The 14,433-nt window shown below is 63.4% G+C and carries 13 protein-coding genes, 1 pseudogene and 2 riboswitches; all 14 genes and pseudogenes read right to left on the bottom strand.

Translation table 11 applies throughout. The features are described 5' to 3' along the window. Positions 1 to 190: 190 nt before the first annotated feature. Entirely contained in the window at positions 191 to 3,148 is a 2,958-nt protein-coding gene (gene gcvP, locus ACR9ZC_RS07160) for an aminomethyl-transferring glycine dehydrogenase (RefSeq protein WP_481579790.1), read from the bottom strand. A gap of 86 nt (positions 3,149 to 3,234) precedes the next feature. After that, the gene (gcvH, locus tag ACR9ZC_RS07155) at positions 3,235 to 3,615 is read right to left on the bottom strand and encodes a glycine cleavage system protein GcvH (RefSeq protein WP_481579789.1); all 381 of its coding nucleotides are present in this window, start codon (positions 3,613 to 3,615) and stop codon (positions 3,235 to 3,237) included. Positions 3,616 to 3,678: 63 nt separating this feature from the next. Next, positions 3,679 to 4,797, bottom strand: coding sequence for a glycine cleavage system aminomethyltransferase GcvT (gcvT, locus tag ACR9ZC_RS07150; RefSeq protein WP_481579788.1), 1,119 nt, complete (start codon positions 4,795 to 4,797; stop codon positions 3,679 to 3,681). A 93-nt stretch (positions 4,798 to 4,890) separates the two neighbouring features. Beyond that, a riboswitch (glycine riboswitch) is annotated at positions 4,891 to 5,058 on the bottom strand. A 40-nt stretch (positions 5,059 to 5,098) separates the two neighbouring features. Then, a riboswitch (glycine riboswitch) is annotated at positions 5,099 to 5,210 on the bottom strand. A gap of 165 nt (positions 5,211 to 5,375) precedes the next feature. Next, on the bottom strand, positions 5,376 to 5,957 hold the full coding sequence (locus ACR9ZC_RS07145; RefSeq protein ID WP_481579787.1) for a hypothetical protein: 582 nt from the start codon (positions 5,955 to 5,957) through the stop codon (positions 5,376 to 5,378). A gap of 376 nt (positions 5,958 to 6,333) precedes the next feature. After that, a pseudogene (locus tag ACR9ZC_RS07140) lies at positions 6,334 to 6,729 on the bottom strand (Fic family protein); the annotation flags it as partial. A 150-nt stretch (positions 6,730 to 6,879) separates the two neighbouring features. After that, on the bottom strand, positions 6,880 to 7,914 hold the full coding sequence (locus ACR9ZC_RS07135) for an NADP-dependent oxidoreductase (protein ID WP_481579786.1): 1,035 nt from the start codon (positions 7,912 to 7,914) through the stop codon (positions 6,880 to 6,882). Positions 7,915 to 8,047: 133 nt separating this feature from the next. Beyond that, positions 8,048 to 8,650 carry a TetR/AcrR family transcriptional regulator gene (locus tag ACR9ZC_RS07130; RefSeq protein WP_481579785.1) on the bottom strand — a complete coding sequence of 201 codons (603 nt, stop codon included), beginning with the start codon at positions 8,648 to 8,650 and terminating at the stop codon, positions 8,048 to 8,050. 58 nt (positions 8,651 to 8,708) lie between these two features. Further along, positions 8,709 to 10,070, bottom strand: a complete 1,362-nt coding sequence (locus tag ACR9ZC_RS07125; RefSeq protein ID WP_481579784.1) for an ATP-binding protein — start codon at positions 10,068 to 10,070, stop codon at positions 8,709 to 8,711. After that, positions 10,046 to 10,711 carry a response regulator gene (locus tag ACR9ZC_RS07120; RefSeq protein ID WP_481579783.1) on the bottom strand — a complete coding sequence of 222 codons (666 nt, stop codon included), beginning with the start codon at positions 10,709 to 10,711 and terminating at the stop codon, positions 10,046 to 10,048. The genes ACR9ZC_RS07125 and ACR9ZC_RS07120 overlap by 25 nt, the downstream gene beginning before the upstream one ends. A 30-nt stretch (positions 10,712 to 10,741) precedes the next feature. Next, positions 10,742 to 11,500 carry a COG4705 family protein gene (locus ACR9ZC_RS07115; RefSeq protein WP_481579782.1) on the bottom strand — a complete coding sequence of 253 codons (759 nt, stop codon included), beginning with the start codon at positions 11,498 to 11,500 and terminating at the stop codon, positions 10,742 to 10,744. Between the two features lie 92 nt (positions 11,501 to 11,592). Next, positions 11,593 to 12,189, bottom strand: coding sequence for an undecaprenyl-diphosphatase (locus tag ACR9ZC_RS07110; RefSeq protein ID WP_481579781.1), 597 nt, complete (start codon positions 12,187 to 12,189; stop codon positions 11,593 to 11,595). A gap of 318 nt (positions 12,190 to 12,507) precedes the next feature. After that, a complete protein-coding gene (locus ACR9ZC_RS07105; protein ID WP_481579780.1) occupies positions 12,508 to 13,524 on the bottom strand; it encodes a HEAT repeat domain-containing protein in 1,017 nt (338 codons plus the stop codon). A gap of 353 nt (positions 13,525 to 13,877) precedes the next feature. Beyond that, positions 13,878 to 14,147, bottom strand: coding sequence for a type II toxin-antitoxin system RelE family toxin (locus tag ACR9ZC_RS07100; RefSeq protein ID WP_481579779.1), 270 nt, complete (start codon positions 14,145 to 14,147; stop codon positions 13,878 to 13,880). Beyond that, positions 14,131 to 14,355, bottom strand: a complete 225-nt coding sequence (gene relB, locus ACR9ZC_RS07095; protein WP_481579778.1) for a type II toxin-antitoxin system RelB family antitoxin — start codon at positions 14,353 to 14,355, stop codon at positions 14,131 to 14,133. The genes ACR9ZC_RS07100 and relB overlap by 17 nt, the downstream gene beginning before the upstream one ends. Between the last annotated feature and the right edge of the window lie 78 nt (positions 14,356 to 14,433).

The following is a 14,433-nucleotide window of genomic DNA, read 5'->3' as shown; positions in this document are numbered from 1 at the left end:
TTCGCGCCATGTCCGCAGCCGCGTTGCGCGCCCGCTCGTCGTGGCCCCCATTCGCACCATGCGTCGCTCCTTCGTTTGCTTGATCGCGGTGTGAGATGTTAGCCGGTATTCGTGTCGAGCGACGCGCGGCGACGTGCTCCGCGCCGAAGCCGCGCAATGCGGCGTAGCGGGCGCGCGCACGGTCCGCCCGTTACGCGTAATCGGCCACGGGCACGCAGGAGCAAAAGAGGTTGCGGTCGCCATAAGCGTTGTCCGCGCGGCCGACGGGCGGCCAATATTTACGGGTGACGAGCGACGGCAACGGATAAGCCGCTTGCTGGCGCGAATAGGCATGCTCCCACTCGTTCGCCGTCACGGCGGCCGCCGTATGCGGCGCGTGCTTGAGTGGATTGTCCTCGCGGTCGGCGCGGCCTTCCTCGACTGCGCGAATTTCTTCGCGAATGGCGATCATCGCTTCGATGAATCGATCGAGTTCCTCCTTCGATTCCGATTCGGTCGGCTCGACCATCAGCGTGCCGGGCACCGGGAAGCTCATCGTCGGCGCGTGAAAGCCGTAATCGGCGAGGCGCTTGGCGACGTCGTCGACGGTGATGCCGCTCGCGTCCTTGATCGGCCGCAGATCGAGAATGCACTCGTGCCCCACGAGGCCGCCCGGGCCGGCGTAGAGCACCGGATAATGCGGCGCGAGCTTCTTGGCCACGTAGTTCGCGTTGAGGATCGCGACCTCGGTTGCGGCGGTGAGGTTTTTCGCGCCCATCATCGCGATGTACATCCACGAAATCGGCAGAATCGATGCGGATCCGTACGGAGCAGCCGAAACCGCGCCAATGCCGCTTTCGGCGCGCCGGTAGCCCGACGACGTCTGATTCGGCAGAAACTGCGCCAGATGCGCGCCGACGGCGACCGGGCCCACACCGGGGCCGCCGCCGCCATGCGGAATGCAGAACGTCTTGTGCAGGTTCAGGTGCGAGACGTCGCCACCGAACTGGCCCGGCGCAGTCAGACCCACCATCGCATTCATATTGGCGCCGTCGACGTAGACCTGACCGCCGTGCGCATGCACGATCTCGCAGATCTCGCGCACGTTGCGCTCGAACACACCGTGCGTCGACGGGTAGGTGATCATGATCGCCGCGAGCTTGTCGGCATGCGCGGCCGCCTTCGCACGCAGATCTTCCGTATCGACGTTGCCTTGCGCGTCGCAGTTCACGACCACCACCTTCAGGCCCGCCATATGCGCCGATGCGGGGTTCGTACCGTGCGCCGAGGCGGGAATGAGGCAGATGTCGCGATGGGACTCGCCGCGCGATGCGTGATAGGCCCGAATGATCAGCAGTCCTGCGTATTCGCCCTGCGATCCGGCATTGGGCTGCAGCGAGACGGCGGCGTAACCGGTGGCGGCGACGAGCATCTGCTCGAGCTGATCGATCATTTCGCGATATCCGACCGTTTGCTCCGCCGGCGCGAACGGATGGATCGCGCCGAACTCCGGCCATGTGACGGGCAGCATCTCCGAGGTGGCGTTGAGCTTCATCGTGCACGAGCCCAGCGGAATCATCGAGCGGTCGAGCGCGAGGTCCTTGTCGGCCAGGCCGCGCAAATAGCGCAGCATCTCCGTCTCCGAATGGTGCCGGTTGAAGACGTGGTGGGTCAGATAAGCGCTCGTGCGCACGAGCGCCTCGGGAAGCGCCGTGGCATCGCCGGGCGCGCCGCCGCCGGCCGCGCGCGTGAGGGCAGCGTCGAGCGTGTCGACGTGCGGCACGTCAATGGCACCGGCCGCATGGGCGAACACGGCGAGCAGATCGGCCAGATCGCGACGCGTCGTCGTTTCGTCGATGGAGACTCCCACGCGCGTATCGTCGATGCGCCGCAGATTGATCCGCGCGCGCTTGGCCGCCTCGTGTACGGCCGCCGTCCGGCTACCCGTTTCGATCGTCAGCGTGTCGAAGAACGTTTCGTTGGCCAACGAGTAGCCGAGCTGCTTGGCGCCGGCCGCGAGCAACGCGGCAATGCGGTGGACCCGAAGCGCGATCGTCTTCAGGCCATGCGGTCCGTGGTAGACGGCGTACATGCTCGCCATGATGGCCAGCAGCGCCTGCGCCGTGCAGACGTTCGAAGTCGCTTTCTCGCGACGGATGTGCTGCTCGCGCGTTTGCAGCGCGAGACGCAGCGCTGCGTTGCCCTGTGCGTCGACGGTCACGCCGACGAGCCGCCCCGGCATCTGCCGTTTGAATTCGTCGCGCACGGCGAGGTAAGCCGCATGCGGGCCGCCGAAGCCGACCGGCACGCCGAAGCGCTGCGAGCTGCCGATGGCCACGTCCGCCCCCCATTCGCCCGGCGGCGCGAGCAGTGTCAGCGCAAGCAGATCGGCCGCAACGACGACATGGCCTCCGGCAGCATGCACGGCCTCGGTGAGCGCCCGGTAGTCGCGCACATCGCCGTTCGCACCGGGGTATTGCAGCAGCACGCCGAAGGCATTCGACGCGGCGGCGTCGGCCGCGGGGCCGACCTTGACCTCGATGCCGATCGGCCGAGCACGCGTGCAGACGACCTCGATCGTTTGCGGCAGCACATCGTCGGCCACATAGAAGACGTTCGACTTCGGCTTGCCGACACGCTGCAGCAGCGTCATCGCTTCGGCCGCGGCCGTGGCCTCGTCGAGCAGCGAGGCGTTGGCCATCGACAGCCCGGTGAGGTCCGTGATCATCTGCTGAAAATTGAGCAGCGCCTCGAGCCGGCCTTGCGAAATTTCCGGCTGGTAAGGCGTGTAGGCCGTGTACCAGGCGGGATTCTCGAGCACGTTGCGCAGGATGACGGCCGGCGTGTGCGTGTTGTAGTAGCCCTGCCCGATATACGAGCGGAACACCTGGTTCTTGTTCGCGAGCTCGCGCAGAGCCGCGAGCGCTTCGGCTTCGCCCAACGGCTGCGCGAAGGGCCCGAGCGGCAGCGGCTCGGTGCGGCGGATCGTCTCCGGGATGACCGCATCGATCAGCGCGGCGCGCGACGCGAAGCCGAGCGCGTCGAGCATCTTTTGCTGATCGGCTGCGTCCGGGCCGATGTGCCGCTCCGCGAAGGCGTCATGCACTTCGAGTGCGGCAAGCGAGGAAGGAGTGCGGTTCATCAGGCGATCCGGGTGTTCGAGCTTCATGATGGGCGGGCGGTGCGAGTGGCGCGGAGTGCGCGGCGGCTTCGACGAACCACGGCGAAGCGCGCCGCGCGAGATAGCGAAAGTGTTCAGTCGATCAGCTTGGAGTAAGCCGCGGCGTCGAGCAGCTTGTCGGTCGACGCGCTGTCGGCCAACTTGATCTTGAAGAGCCAGCTGTCGTAGGCATCGCTGTTCACCGCGTCGGGCGTATCGACGATGGCCGAGTTCACGTCGACGATTTCACCCGAGACCGGCGAATAGATGTCCGAGGCTGCCTTCACCGATTCGACCACGCCGACCGCGTCACCGGCGGTCACTTGTTTTCCGACTTCGGGCAGTTCGAGAAAGACGATGTCGCCGAGTGTGCTTTGCGCGTGATCGGTAATGCCGATCGTCAGCGTACCGTCCGCTTCGGTGCGCAGCCATTCGTGCTCTTCGGTGTACTTGAGATCGGCCGGAACGTTGCTCATCGGATGCTCCTGATAAATGGAAAAATTCGGATAACGCGAAACGCGTGCGCCGCGCGCCCGGCGTCAGGCGGCGAGCACCTTGCCGTTGCGCACGAACGGCAGTTTTACCACGGTTGCGTTCAACGCTTTGTCGCGAATCTGGACCTGTACCGTGTCGCCGGGCTGCACGCCTTTGGGCACGCGCGCGAAGGCGATCGATTCGAGCATCGTCGGCGAAAACGTGCCGCTCGTGATCTCGCCCTCGCCCAACGGCGTCAGCACCTTCTGATGTGCACGCAGCACGCCCGCCGCCTTGCCCCCTTCCTTACGCAGGATGAGACCGACGAATGCGCGCGTCGCACCGTGCGCTTCGAGCGCGGTGCGTCCGACGAACGGGCGGGGCGAACTCAGATCGACCGTCCAAGCGAGGCCTGCGTCGAGTGGCGAGACCGTCTCGTCCATGTCCTGTCCGTAAAGATTCATGCCCGCTTCCAGGCGCAGCGTGTCGCGCGCGCCGAGGCCGCACGGCATGACGCCCTGCGCCTGCAGCGCGTCCCAAAGCGCCACGGCATGCGCGGCCGGGACAATGATCTCGAAGCCGTCCTCGCCCGTATAGCCCGTGCGCGCGATGGTCAGCTCGCCGAACGGCGTTGCGCCGACGCGCGCGGCATTGAACGGCTTGAGCGGCTCGCTTGCCTCGCGTGCGGCGGGAATCGCTTGCCAGAGCTTGGCGCGCGCATTCGGGCCCTGAACGGCGATGATGGCGAAATCGCGGCGCGGCGTGATGGTGAGGCCGAATGCGTGTTCGGTGTTCAGGCGCGAGAACCAGGCGATGTCCTTGTCGGCCGTGCCTGCATTGACGACCACGCGAAACCATTCGTCCGAGAAGTAATAGACGATGAGATCGTCGACGACGCCGCCCGCTTCATTGAGCAGGCACGAGTAGAGCGCGCGGCCGGGCGTTTGCAGCTTGGCGACGTTGTTCGCAATCGCGAATTCGAAAAACGCGCGGGCGCGCGCTCCTGTGAAATCCACGGCGCACATGTGCGAGACGTCGAACATGCCGGCATCGCGCCGGACCGCCTGGTGTTCGTCGATCTGAGAGCCGTAGTTGACGGGCATGTCCCATCCGCCGAAGTCGACCATGCGTGCGCCCTGCGCGCGATGGGTGGCGTGAAGCGGGGTACGTTTCAGTTCGGTCATGGAATGGAGCCTCGGCACGCTACAGGGTTCGCGAAAACAAAAAAGGGCCATGCCGATCGCGCTGCGCCGCGGTGGCCGCTGGCGTGTGCGATGGATGGCCCCTCTGTCCTCGGTACCTGAGAGATTGCGCAGTCGGGGACGATCCCTGTTCCGGATTTCGTTTCCCGGCCGAACGCGCGCCCCTTCGGTGGGCAGCTTGCCGGGCTTCGCGCTGAAACGCGCGCCGCTGGCCGGCTACTGCCGCTCTCCAGAGTTCGAAAACCGTCTGACAGTTGAGAAGCAGGCCGTCAGATGCGGGTTTTCGACGCGGTCGGTCCTTTTGCCTGAGAGTTTGTGGGTATGCCCCTTCGGCGGCGTGGCAGCATGGATGGATGAAGAAACATGCTGTCGACGCACTCTCCCGACGCGTGCGCGAAATTTACGCGACCGTAAGTGGCTTGTCAAATCGCGACAGGATCTGTCCAATTGCGTCGATATGGTTCGTTGTTCGAACGATGGGAATGCATCGCGCGGCACCCGGAACCGCGCGGTTGCGGACCTCGTGTCCTCGTGTTCCGCTCGTGTGCGCGCCGATTCCGCTATAGGCTGCAGTTGATGGTGCCATCCGGACCAGACACACAAGTCCAGTCCACTTTGCGCAGCGTTTCGACCGTCTTTTTTAATTCGTTGCGCCGCGTAGCCGTTCGAGGCGGGGATTCGCCATTTTCCGGACGCAGTCTCAGGAGGGCGACCTGCGCGCGAAGCCGGCGGCTGCGCGCCGAATCTGCCTGGCTGGGAACGGTGCTCCAGTAGTGATCGAGCGCAGTGAGCAGTTTTTGTGCGTCCTGTTTCTTAGCGCGCTCGAGAACTCCGATCTCACGCGATCCGGGCGAAGATGCCTGCAAACTGGCGATGATTTCGTCAGCCTCCTTTTGTGCGGCTTCGGAGACAGTGTTTCGCGCGGCGGCAATCTCTGCGGCCGACGCCTCGACGTCGTCCGGAACGGCGAGCGGCGGCGGCTCGAGCAGACGCGCGACTTCGTGACAAGCCTCCAGGCCGGCTCCGCCGAGCAAGAGTGCTCCAGCGCCGCGCAGGAGCTTCCGGCGGTCAATGCCGATGAAGCGTCCGCCATCCGCTACGGCGCCGCCCGCAGCACCCAATGCACGCACCGTCGCCCGCACCGTACGCCCCGTCCCCGTCCACGCTTTGCCCGCGGTCACCCTCGCCGCGGCGCGTGAGCGAGTCTCCGCCGCACCGAGTTGCGCGGCACCTGCAAGCGGCCCACTAACGTCCGTTCGCGTCGGCGGATGAGATGGCCGCGGCACATTTTCGGCGCTCCGCGCACCACCGCCGTCCCCCTCGCTCGCTCGTGCGCTGTCATCGCGGCCACGCGGGCCGATCGCTGAAGGAGTCATATCCTTGCCTTGTGTGGTCGGGTCAGAGATTTCGTGACCATAGGTATAACAGTGCTACCTATGGCACATCGCCCGCAGAACGAAGCCCTTTCAGCCATTACGAAGCACGCTGGAAGCGGTGCGACACGGCCACAAGCAACCGCTATCGAGGCAATTCGTAACTCGTGCTACGGCCGCTCGCTGCCGACTTTCGCAACGCGCCCGCATCGATCAGTTCGTTTATATCGCGCAGTGCAGTATCGGCCGAGCACTTGGCAATAGCCGCCCATTTGCTGCTCGTCAGCTTGCCCTCGAAACCATCGAGCAGTTTGTTCAATAACTTGATTTGCCGAGCGTTCATCGGCACGCCCGCAAAGCGCTGCCAGAACCGCGCTTTGGCCAGCACCGAATCCAGCGTCCGATGAGCGCGCTCGACGGCGTCCTTCAAGGTGCTCAGAAACCAGTTCAACCACTCGGTGACGTCGAGGCTTCCTCTTTGCGTGCGCTCGAGCACGTCGTAATAGGCTTTGCGTTCGCGCTGAATCAAACCGGTGAGGCTTGCAAGGTCGTATCGCCATTCAGGCCAATCTTCGGCCGCCCAGATGTACATATATTCTCCGCATAATGTGCGGAGAATATATGCCTATTCGCCGCACGGGCGAGCGGAGGGGATCGTGTCAAAGAACGGTAACACCGGCCACGAGCCTCTTCATTCCTCGCCTACACGCACGACGAGCTTGCCGAAGTTGCGCCCCTGCAGCATGCCAATGAACGCGGCAGGCGCGTGCCCCAACCCATCGACGCGGTCCTCGCGCAGCTTGACGCGGCCATCGGACAACCATTCGCTCATCTCTCGGCGAAACGCATCGAAACGCTCGCCGAAGTGGTCGAGGATGATGAAACCTTGCATACGGACCCGCTTTTGCAGAATCGTCGACATGGCAAGCGGCAATCGATCGGGCCCGGGCGGCAACGCGTCGTCGTTGTAATGCGCAATCACGCCGCAGACCGGCACGCGCGCGCCGATGTTCAACAACGGCAATACGGCATCGAAAACTTCCCCGCCGACGTTTTCGAAATAAACGTCGATTCCCTCCGGACACGCCGCCGCCAGACGCTCGGCGAATGCCGGATCGCGACGATCAACGGCGGCGTCGAAGCCGAGGTCTTCCACGAGGTACCGGCACTTGTCGGCGCCACCCGCGATGCCAACGACCTTTGCGCCCCGAAGCTTCGCCAACTGCCCGACGACCGAGCCAACGGCACCCGTGGCCGCCGCCACGACAAGCGTTTCGCCAGCTTTGGGCTGGCCGATATCCGCCAGGCCGACATACGCGGTGAATCCGGGCATGCCCAAACCGCCCAACGACAGCGACGCGTGAGATTCTTGTCCAAGGGGGAGCAAGTCGCTGCCATCGGATAGCGCGTAGTCCTGCCATCCTGAGTTGCCGAGCACGAGATCGCCCGCTCGCCACTTCCCATGCTTCGATTCAACGACTCGACTCACGGTGCCGCCCACCATCGTTCCACCAAGCGGGATCGATGGCGCATAGGCAGGACCGACCTCCTCCATCAAATTGCGCATGTAGGGATCGAGCGAGAGATAGACGGTACGAAGCAGAACCTGGCCATCGGCGGGCTTCGGAATGGCTGCCTCTTCGATGAGAAAGTCGCGCGGCGTGGGCAACCCCTGCGGGCGCGCCGCGAGGACCACGCGGCGATTGACGGTATCGGTTTGCGGCATCGGGGACTTCTTCAGTATGCAATCTCGGATTGGCGGGGGCGGCAATGCTTCGGGCACAGCGGGCGGACTGAGTAGACCAGTCGTCTAGAACACGAGGAATAAAAAACGGAAAGCGAATACATACGATCGCCCGTCAAGCGTCGTAAGGGACGCCGAGCATCCGGCGCGTGCAGGCCAACGCGGTATCCAGCGGCTTGCGGTCGCGTGTGATCTTGGCCAGCAGACTGGCACCGAGCCAGTTCTGATAGAGCGTCATGGCGGTGCCGGCGGCATCGAGCGATTCGGGCAACGAACGGTCCGTCAACCCTTCCTCCACGCAGCGCGCGAGCCGCGCCGTGATCGTTCGCGTGCCGCGTTCCAGTGCCGCCCGCATCGTGTCGGATAGATCGGAGACTTCCGCGCCGAGCTTCACGACCAGACACCGGCTTTGCGCCTCGTCCCCTGTCTGCGAATCGAGCCAGTCGAAGAAATAGGCCATCAACCGCTGCGCCGCCGGACCGGACTGACCGAGCAACCCATCCATGCGCTGGAGATAATCTTCGAAGTACGCCTCGAGCACCGCCTCGCCGAACGCTTCCTTCGACGAGAAGTAGTGATAAAACGACCCCTTCGGCACCTTCGCCGCAGCCAGCACCTCCGTCAGGCCGACGGCCGTGAAGCCCTTGCTCAGAAATAGAGGATGCGCGACATCGAGAATGTGCCGGCGGACATCGGTGGGAGGCGTTGCATGGCTCATGGAACCGTACTGTAGCCAGTATTAGACCGGTCGTCTAGCAACCCTCATACGATAGGGGTCACTGGGCCGGAATGAGAACGGAAACACACAACCCCGACTGCCCGGTCTCATCGGCAAACTCGAGGCGGACTTCCGCCCCGAGGCGCTCGGCAATAGCTTTGACGATGGACAGGCCCAGCCCCGATCCCACTTCATTGCTCCCCAGCGTGCGATAAAAAGGATCGAAAACGCGCTCGCGCTCGTCCGGTGCAATGCCGGGCCCGTTGTCGATCACGCGCAACAACACATGCGTGGGCGTGCCGCGCACCGACAAATCGACCTTCCCGCCTCGTGGCGTATAGCGGATGGCGTTATCGACGAGATTCTTTACGATCGCAATCAAATCGAGCTCGCTTGCTCGTACCAGCGCGTCCTCGGTGCCTTCGACACCGACATCGATCTTTTTGGCGTCGGCAAGCGGCATGATGTCTTCGAGCACGCGACGATAGATGCTCTGCACCGACACCGCCTGTGTCGCCGGCAGCGGCTCCGAAGGCGATTGCGCTCTGGCCAACGTCAGCAGTTGATCGAGCAGGTTTCGTCCGCGCTCGATGCCCTGTCGCAGCGAACGCAATCTCTCCCGGGCCGTCGTCGACATCTCCGCTTCGGCCAGCCGTTCCGCTTGCAGCGAAAGTGCCGTCAAAGGGGAGCGCAGTTCGTGCGCGGCATCGGCAACGAATCGATGTTGGGCTTCCATCGATTGCGCAACGCGCGTCAAAAGGCGATTGATTGCGACGACGAAGGGCCGGACCTCGACAGGCAGATGGCTCGTTTCGATGGGATGTAACTCCCGCTCGGCCCGCCGATCGATTTCCAGCGACAGCGCGGCGATCGGCCGGAACATCTTGCGAACGAGGTCCGCAATCAAAAAGACCAGTATCGGCACGAGGATCAGAAACGGCATCGAAGTCTGCAGGGCGGCATCGCGCGCGATCTCGTCGCGAACATCCGTTTCCTGCGTCACGGCGATTCGCCCGCCGCCGGCCGCTGTTTTGATGAGCACGCGAAAGGACTCGCCCTTGATCCGCAGCGTGTGCGCGCCGTCCGCCAAGTCGGCTGGGATCGGCAATCGCGCCTCGGCACCAGCGATGCCGACGCCTTGCTGCCCGGCATCGGCGAGATATTCCACGACGATGCGGGAGTCTTTGTCGTCGCTCGCCACGCTCGCCCCAGCCGGCGACTGAAGGTGCGGCACGCCTTGCCGGTCGAGGAGCGTCGCGATTTGCCGCAACGTATCGTCTTGCAGCTCATGGGCTTCGTGCAGCGCGGACGCGAACGAAAAGATGCCGGCGACCACGGCAACCCCGAGAATCGCGAGCGAAAGCGAGAAGGACAGTTTGAGCTGGAGGGACGCGTTCAACCGCCTTTTGAAACCATCCATCCGACGCCCCTGACGTTTTTGATGATGTCGCTGCCGAGCTTGCGCCGCAGTGCGTGAATCAGAAATTCGACGGCATTGCTTTCGACTTCTTCTCCCCAACCGTAGATCCGGTCTTCGAGATCGCTGCGTGAAAGGATCGCGCCGGGGCGTATCAGCAGCGCGTGCAGCAGCGCGAATTCGCGATTGGAAAGCTGCACGGGCGCGCGGCCATCAGCGACGGCCTCGCGCGTCACCGGATCGAGCGACACGCGGCCATTGCTGAGGACCGGGGCCGCGCGCCCGCCCTTTCGCCGCAGCACGGCGCGCATGCGGGCCAGCAGCTCGGTCATTTCGAATGGCTTCAGGACGTAATCGTCGGCGCCGCCGTCGAGTCCACGCAACCGATCATCGAGCGCGTCCCGGGCCGTGACGATCAGCACTGGGACCGGATTGTCCCGGCCGCGAATGCTCGCCAGCACTTGCAGACCGTCCTTGCCGGGCAAGCCGAGGTCGAGCAGCACGAGGTCGTAATGCTGCGCCTCGAAGGCGGACAGTGCCGCGGGCCCCGTCTTCACCCAATCCGTCGCGTATGAAACGTCTTTCAGTGCGTTTTGAACGGCCTCGCCGATCATCGGATCGTCTTCGACCAGCAATACCCGCATTCGTCCTCCGTCGCCGATTCCAGCCTGCATTCAATGCGTTGCTTTCGCCGCTCTTTGCCGGAAGATCAGAATGCCGAGCATGATGAAGCCGAACAGCGCGGCCGAGGCCGAATAACGGCTCATGGCCAGACCGCCCGCGTTGAGGGGTTTGTCGAGGAAATCGCCGACCGCAGCCCCGAGCGGACGCGTCAATACGAACGCCGCCCAGAAAAGTATCGTGCGCGAGATGTTCGACCAATAATAGGCCGCCGCGACCAAAACGAGCAATCCACCGAACACGAGCGCGGCACCGCCGTATCCCAACCCCATGCTGTCGGCCGTCCAATCGCCCAATGCCGTACCCAAGGTCTGGGAGAACATGATCGTCACCCAATAGAAAATTTCGGCTTTGGGTGTAGTGATCGTACTGACAGAGACGGAGCCGAGCGTCCGGTACCAGACAAAGAGCGAGATCAGCAGCAACGCGAGCAGGAGACTCGAGCCGCCCGCATATCCGATGCCCAAGGAGCGATCCGCGAAATCGGCCATCGTCGTGCCGACCGTTGTGGTGGCGATGATCGTCAGCCAGTACAAGAAGGGGTGAAACCCATTTGCGCGGATTTGCGCCATGACCGCCACGACGAATATCAACGCGAAAATGGCCGTGCCGATGAGATAGCCTAAGTGCATCGACATGGTCACTGCGTCGCCACCCGTTTCACCTAGCGTGGTTGCGGCAATTTTAAGGAGCCAGAACCCGAGTGTCACCTCGGGTACCTTCGCCAATGCGTGTTGAGTCGATTTCGTCATCGTGAGCTTCCTTTTAATGCAGTCATTGCCTTGCTGGATATGAAAGTCGCCGCATGACTCGTGCCTTCGTCGCCGCGGATGTTACCCAGTTCTTATTTGCGCACCCATCCCAACGCAATGAACTTGCTGAAAAGCAAGCAGTGAACGCAGGCCGCCGCGCGAAAAATATGCGGCAGGCACGGCCGTATTGCACGCCGCGTCACGCCGACGCTCAACAGCGAGACCATAGCCGCGCCCGCCATATCGAACGGGAAATGGACGCCTACGTAGATGCGCGCCCACGCGATGGGCAAGCCGAGCAATGCGAACAGCACCCCGGCCCGAGGAAAGTTGCCGGGGATGGCGAGCGCAAACGCGACCGACCACCAGAGCGTCAGATGATCGCTGGGGAAGGATGAGTCCGGTGCGTGCGCAACCAATGTGTGCCCGAGGCCGATGACGAACGGGCGCGGGTGCATCCATGCGAGGCCGATCAGCTGATTGATGCAAAGCCCAATCGACGCGGCGACGGTGGCTTCGATCAGCGCCTTACGCGTGCGCTCGCCACCGCGTAACCAGACAATCGCGATCATGGCAGGAATCAGCCAAATGAAATATTCGGCAAAAAATAGCGCCATCGCCATCGATAGGTGACCGGGGTTGTCCGGCGCATTGAGCCAGAGAAAAAGCGCTCGATTCAGTCCTTCCATCAATTCTCCGTTCGCGCTGCGTCGCCGGGACGAGCGGGAGGTGGCAACAATAAGGGAGAGGATACCGACGAAGACTTAGCTGATACTGAGGAGGCCACCGGGGAGTTTCATTTCGGATGGCTTTCGATCGTCGGTATATCGACGACATTATCGCCCAGGGAATTTGCGCGAAATAAACTGGCTCGTACTGACGTGATGAGATCTGCGACAAATTCCTGGCGCCATCGGCCGCGGGCAGCGGCATGGGGCGCGAGAATCCCGCCTGCCGGTCCGAGTGCTCGCGTTCCTTACTTGGCGCTCGGCCAGCGCCGCGTTGTTTTATTGCGGTGCGATTTCGATTTGCTCGATGGCGATGCGGACGGCTTTGCGCACCTCAGGATCGCGATCGCCAAGCGCGTGGTGCAGTGCGGGCAGTGAACCGGCAACGCCCAGCTCGCCGAGCGCCAGCGCGGCCTCCTTGCGCAAGTTGCTGATCGGATGCGCGAGTAGCATCGCAACGGCAGGAGCTGCGTGCCCATCGCGCAGTTGTCCGAGCGCGCGAGTCGCGCGTAGCCTGACCTGCCAGTATGCGTCGTCGAGTGCCGTGACGAGCGATTCGCGCGCCGACACCACGCCGAGTTTGCCTAGCGTCGTCGCGGCTTCCTCGCGCACCTGCCACGCGTCGTCGGACAGCGCTGCGACGAGTGCTTCGACGATGGCGGGATCGGCCGGCGAGGCAAAACCCAGCGCGCCGATGGCTGCGCGGCGCACTTCCGCCTGCGTATCGCGTGCGGCGAGCGCCGCGAGCGATGCGAGCGCGCGGGCATCTTTCAGCCAGCCGAGTACGGAGACAGCCTCGAGCCGTACATCGGCTTGTCGCGCGGCGAGCGCCTCCATGGCCGGGTCGAAGGCATCTGCGAACCGAAGTTCGCGCAGCCCGCGGAGTACCGCGCGGCGCACGAACGGCTCCGGTCGCAGCGCCCAACGGCGCAGCACATAGCCCGAGCTGGGTTCTTTCAGTTCGGACAGGCTTTGCGCCGCCTGTGCGCGTACCGGCTCGGCGTCGTCGAGTAGGGCTGCGCAGAGCGCCTCGACGACTTCGTCCTGCTCCCATGACGCGAGCACGGCGGCGGCCTCGCGCCGGACTTCGGGCGCCGGGTCATCGCGCAGCGAAGCCAGGAACACAGGCAAGAGTGCGGGATCTTCGAGGTCGGCGAGGTCGAACAATGCGACACGGCGCACTGCCGGGTCGGTGTCGGCAAGGCGGGCGAGGTGGGGGGCAACTTCGCGCAGTAGATCGGGTGGGGTCGTATGGGATGCAGCCAGCACGTCCGGTTCGTGCACTTCGGTATTCATCGGGTTTTCCTCGTCCGCGCGCAGCATGCTCGCCTGGTTACACGGGCAGCGGCAAGAGCCGCGTCACTCCATGTTCCAGGGATCAGATCGGTTCGTTACGACAACGTGAAGGGTCAGTCTAGAGGGGTTTTGATCGGCGCCAAACGAAGCTTTTCTGATATGTATTTTCGGTGGAGAGGGCGCTGATCCGGCCGTTGCGTTGAAAGATGGTGTCGACGAAGGACGCCCCAAATAACAATGGCGCAAATGCGCCGACGGGTCGATTGTATCGGCCCGTCGAGGATAGTAAGAGGGATGGAGAGTGCCGTACAAGCGCGGCCAAGAGGGAAGCGTGTCGAGCTGCAACGAGCTCGTCAGCGATACACTTCACGCCGGTTGCCCAAGCGCAGAACTTCAATCGTGATGCGCGAGTCTTCGATCTGGCAGATCAACCGCCAGTCGCCAACGCGGTACTTCCAGAATTCACCTAGCTCACTGCCCTTAAGGGCTTCGCCAATCGAGCCCGGATCGTCCAATGCAGATACGCGCTCTCGAAGGAAGGTCACGATACGCCGAGCAAACGTACGGTCTAGCTTGCCGAGTTGCTTCTCGGCAGTTTGAGAGATCTCAATCCGCCAGATCAAGCCGCGCCTCCACCTCGTCTAGCGACGAGGTTTGTTCCGTACCAGATCGGACGCGCTTGGCCACACGCTCGGCCAAGTACAGGTCTTCCAAGTCCTCTAGGTGCTGCTCGATGGCCTCGCGCGCATAGAATGTCTTGGTGCGCCCCGTGCGCTTGGCCAGCGTCTCCAGGCGAGATTCAAGTTCTTTGGGTAAACGTATGGCTAGCATGGCAGCCTCCGGCAATTTTGCTATACGCGTATAGCACGTGATACTCCCTCTCATTGTTCCAAGCTCTCCCCGGCGTCA

Source organism: Trinickia sp. HAY1-2D (genome assembly GCF_056754935.1).
Note: the sequence above shows the minus strand (reverse complement) of the source record. Positions and strands in the feature narration are given on the sequence as shown.

Coding starts and splice junctions, on each gene's coding strand:
- gcvP (WP_481579790.1), bottom strand. CDS start 3,148: ATGAAGCTCGAACACCCGGATCGCCTGATGAACCGCACTCCTTCCTCG.
- gcvH (WP_481579789.1), bottom strand. CDS start 3,615: ATGAGCAACGTTCCGGCCGATCTCAAGTACACCGAAGAGCACGAATGG.
- gcvT (WP_481579788.1), bottom strand. CDS start 4,797: ATGACCGAACTGAAACGTACCCCGCTTCACGCCACCCATCGCGCGCAG.
- ACR9ZC_RS07135 (WP_481579786.1), bottom strand. CDS start 7,914: ATGCCGCAAACCGATACCGTCAATCGCCGCGTGGTCCTCGCGGCGCGC.
- ACR9ZC_RS07130 (WP_481579785.1), bottom strand. CDS start 8,650: ATGAGCCATGCAACGCCTCCCACCGATGTCCGCCGGCACATTCTCGAT.
- ACR9ZC_RS07125 (WP_481579784.1), bottom strand. CDS start 10,070: ATGGATGGTTTCAAAAGGCGGTTGAACGCGTCCCTCCAGCTCAAACTG.
- ACR9ZC_RS07120 (WP_481579783.1), bottom strand. CDS start 10,711: ATGCGGGTATTGCTGGTCGAAGACGATCCGATGATCGGCGAGGCCGTT.
- ACR9ZC_RS07115 (WP_481579782.1), bottom strand. CDS start 11,500: ATGACGAAATCGACTCAACACGCATTGGCGAAGGTACCCGAGGTGACA.
- ACR9ZC_RS07110 (WP_481579781.1), bottom strand. CDS start 12,189: ATGGAAGGACTGAATCGAGCGCTTTTTCTCTGGCTCAATGCGCCGGAC.
- ACR9ZC_RS07105 (WP_481579780.1), bottom strand. CDS start 13,524: ATGAATACCGAAGTGCACGAACCGGACGTGCTGGCTGCATCCCATACG.
- relB (WP_481579778.1), bottom strand. CDS start 14,355: ATGCTAGCCATACGTTTACCCAAAGAACTTGAATCTCGCCTGGAGACG.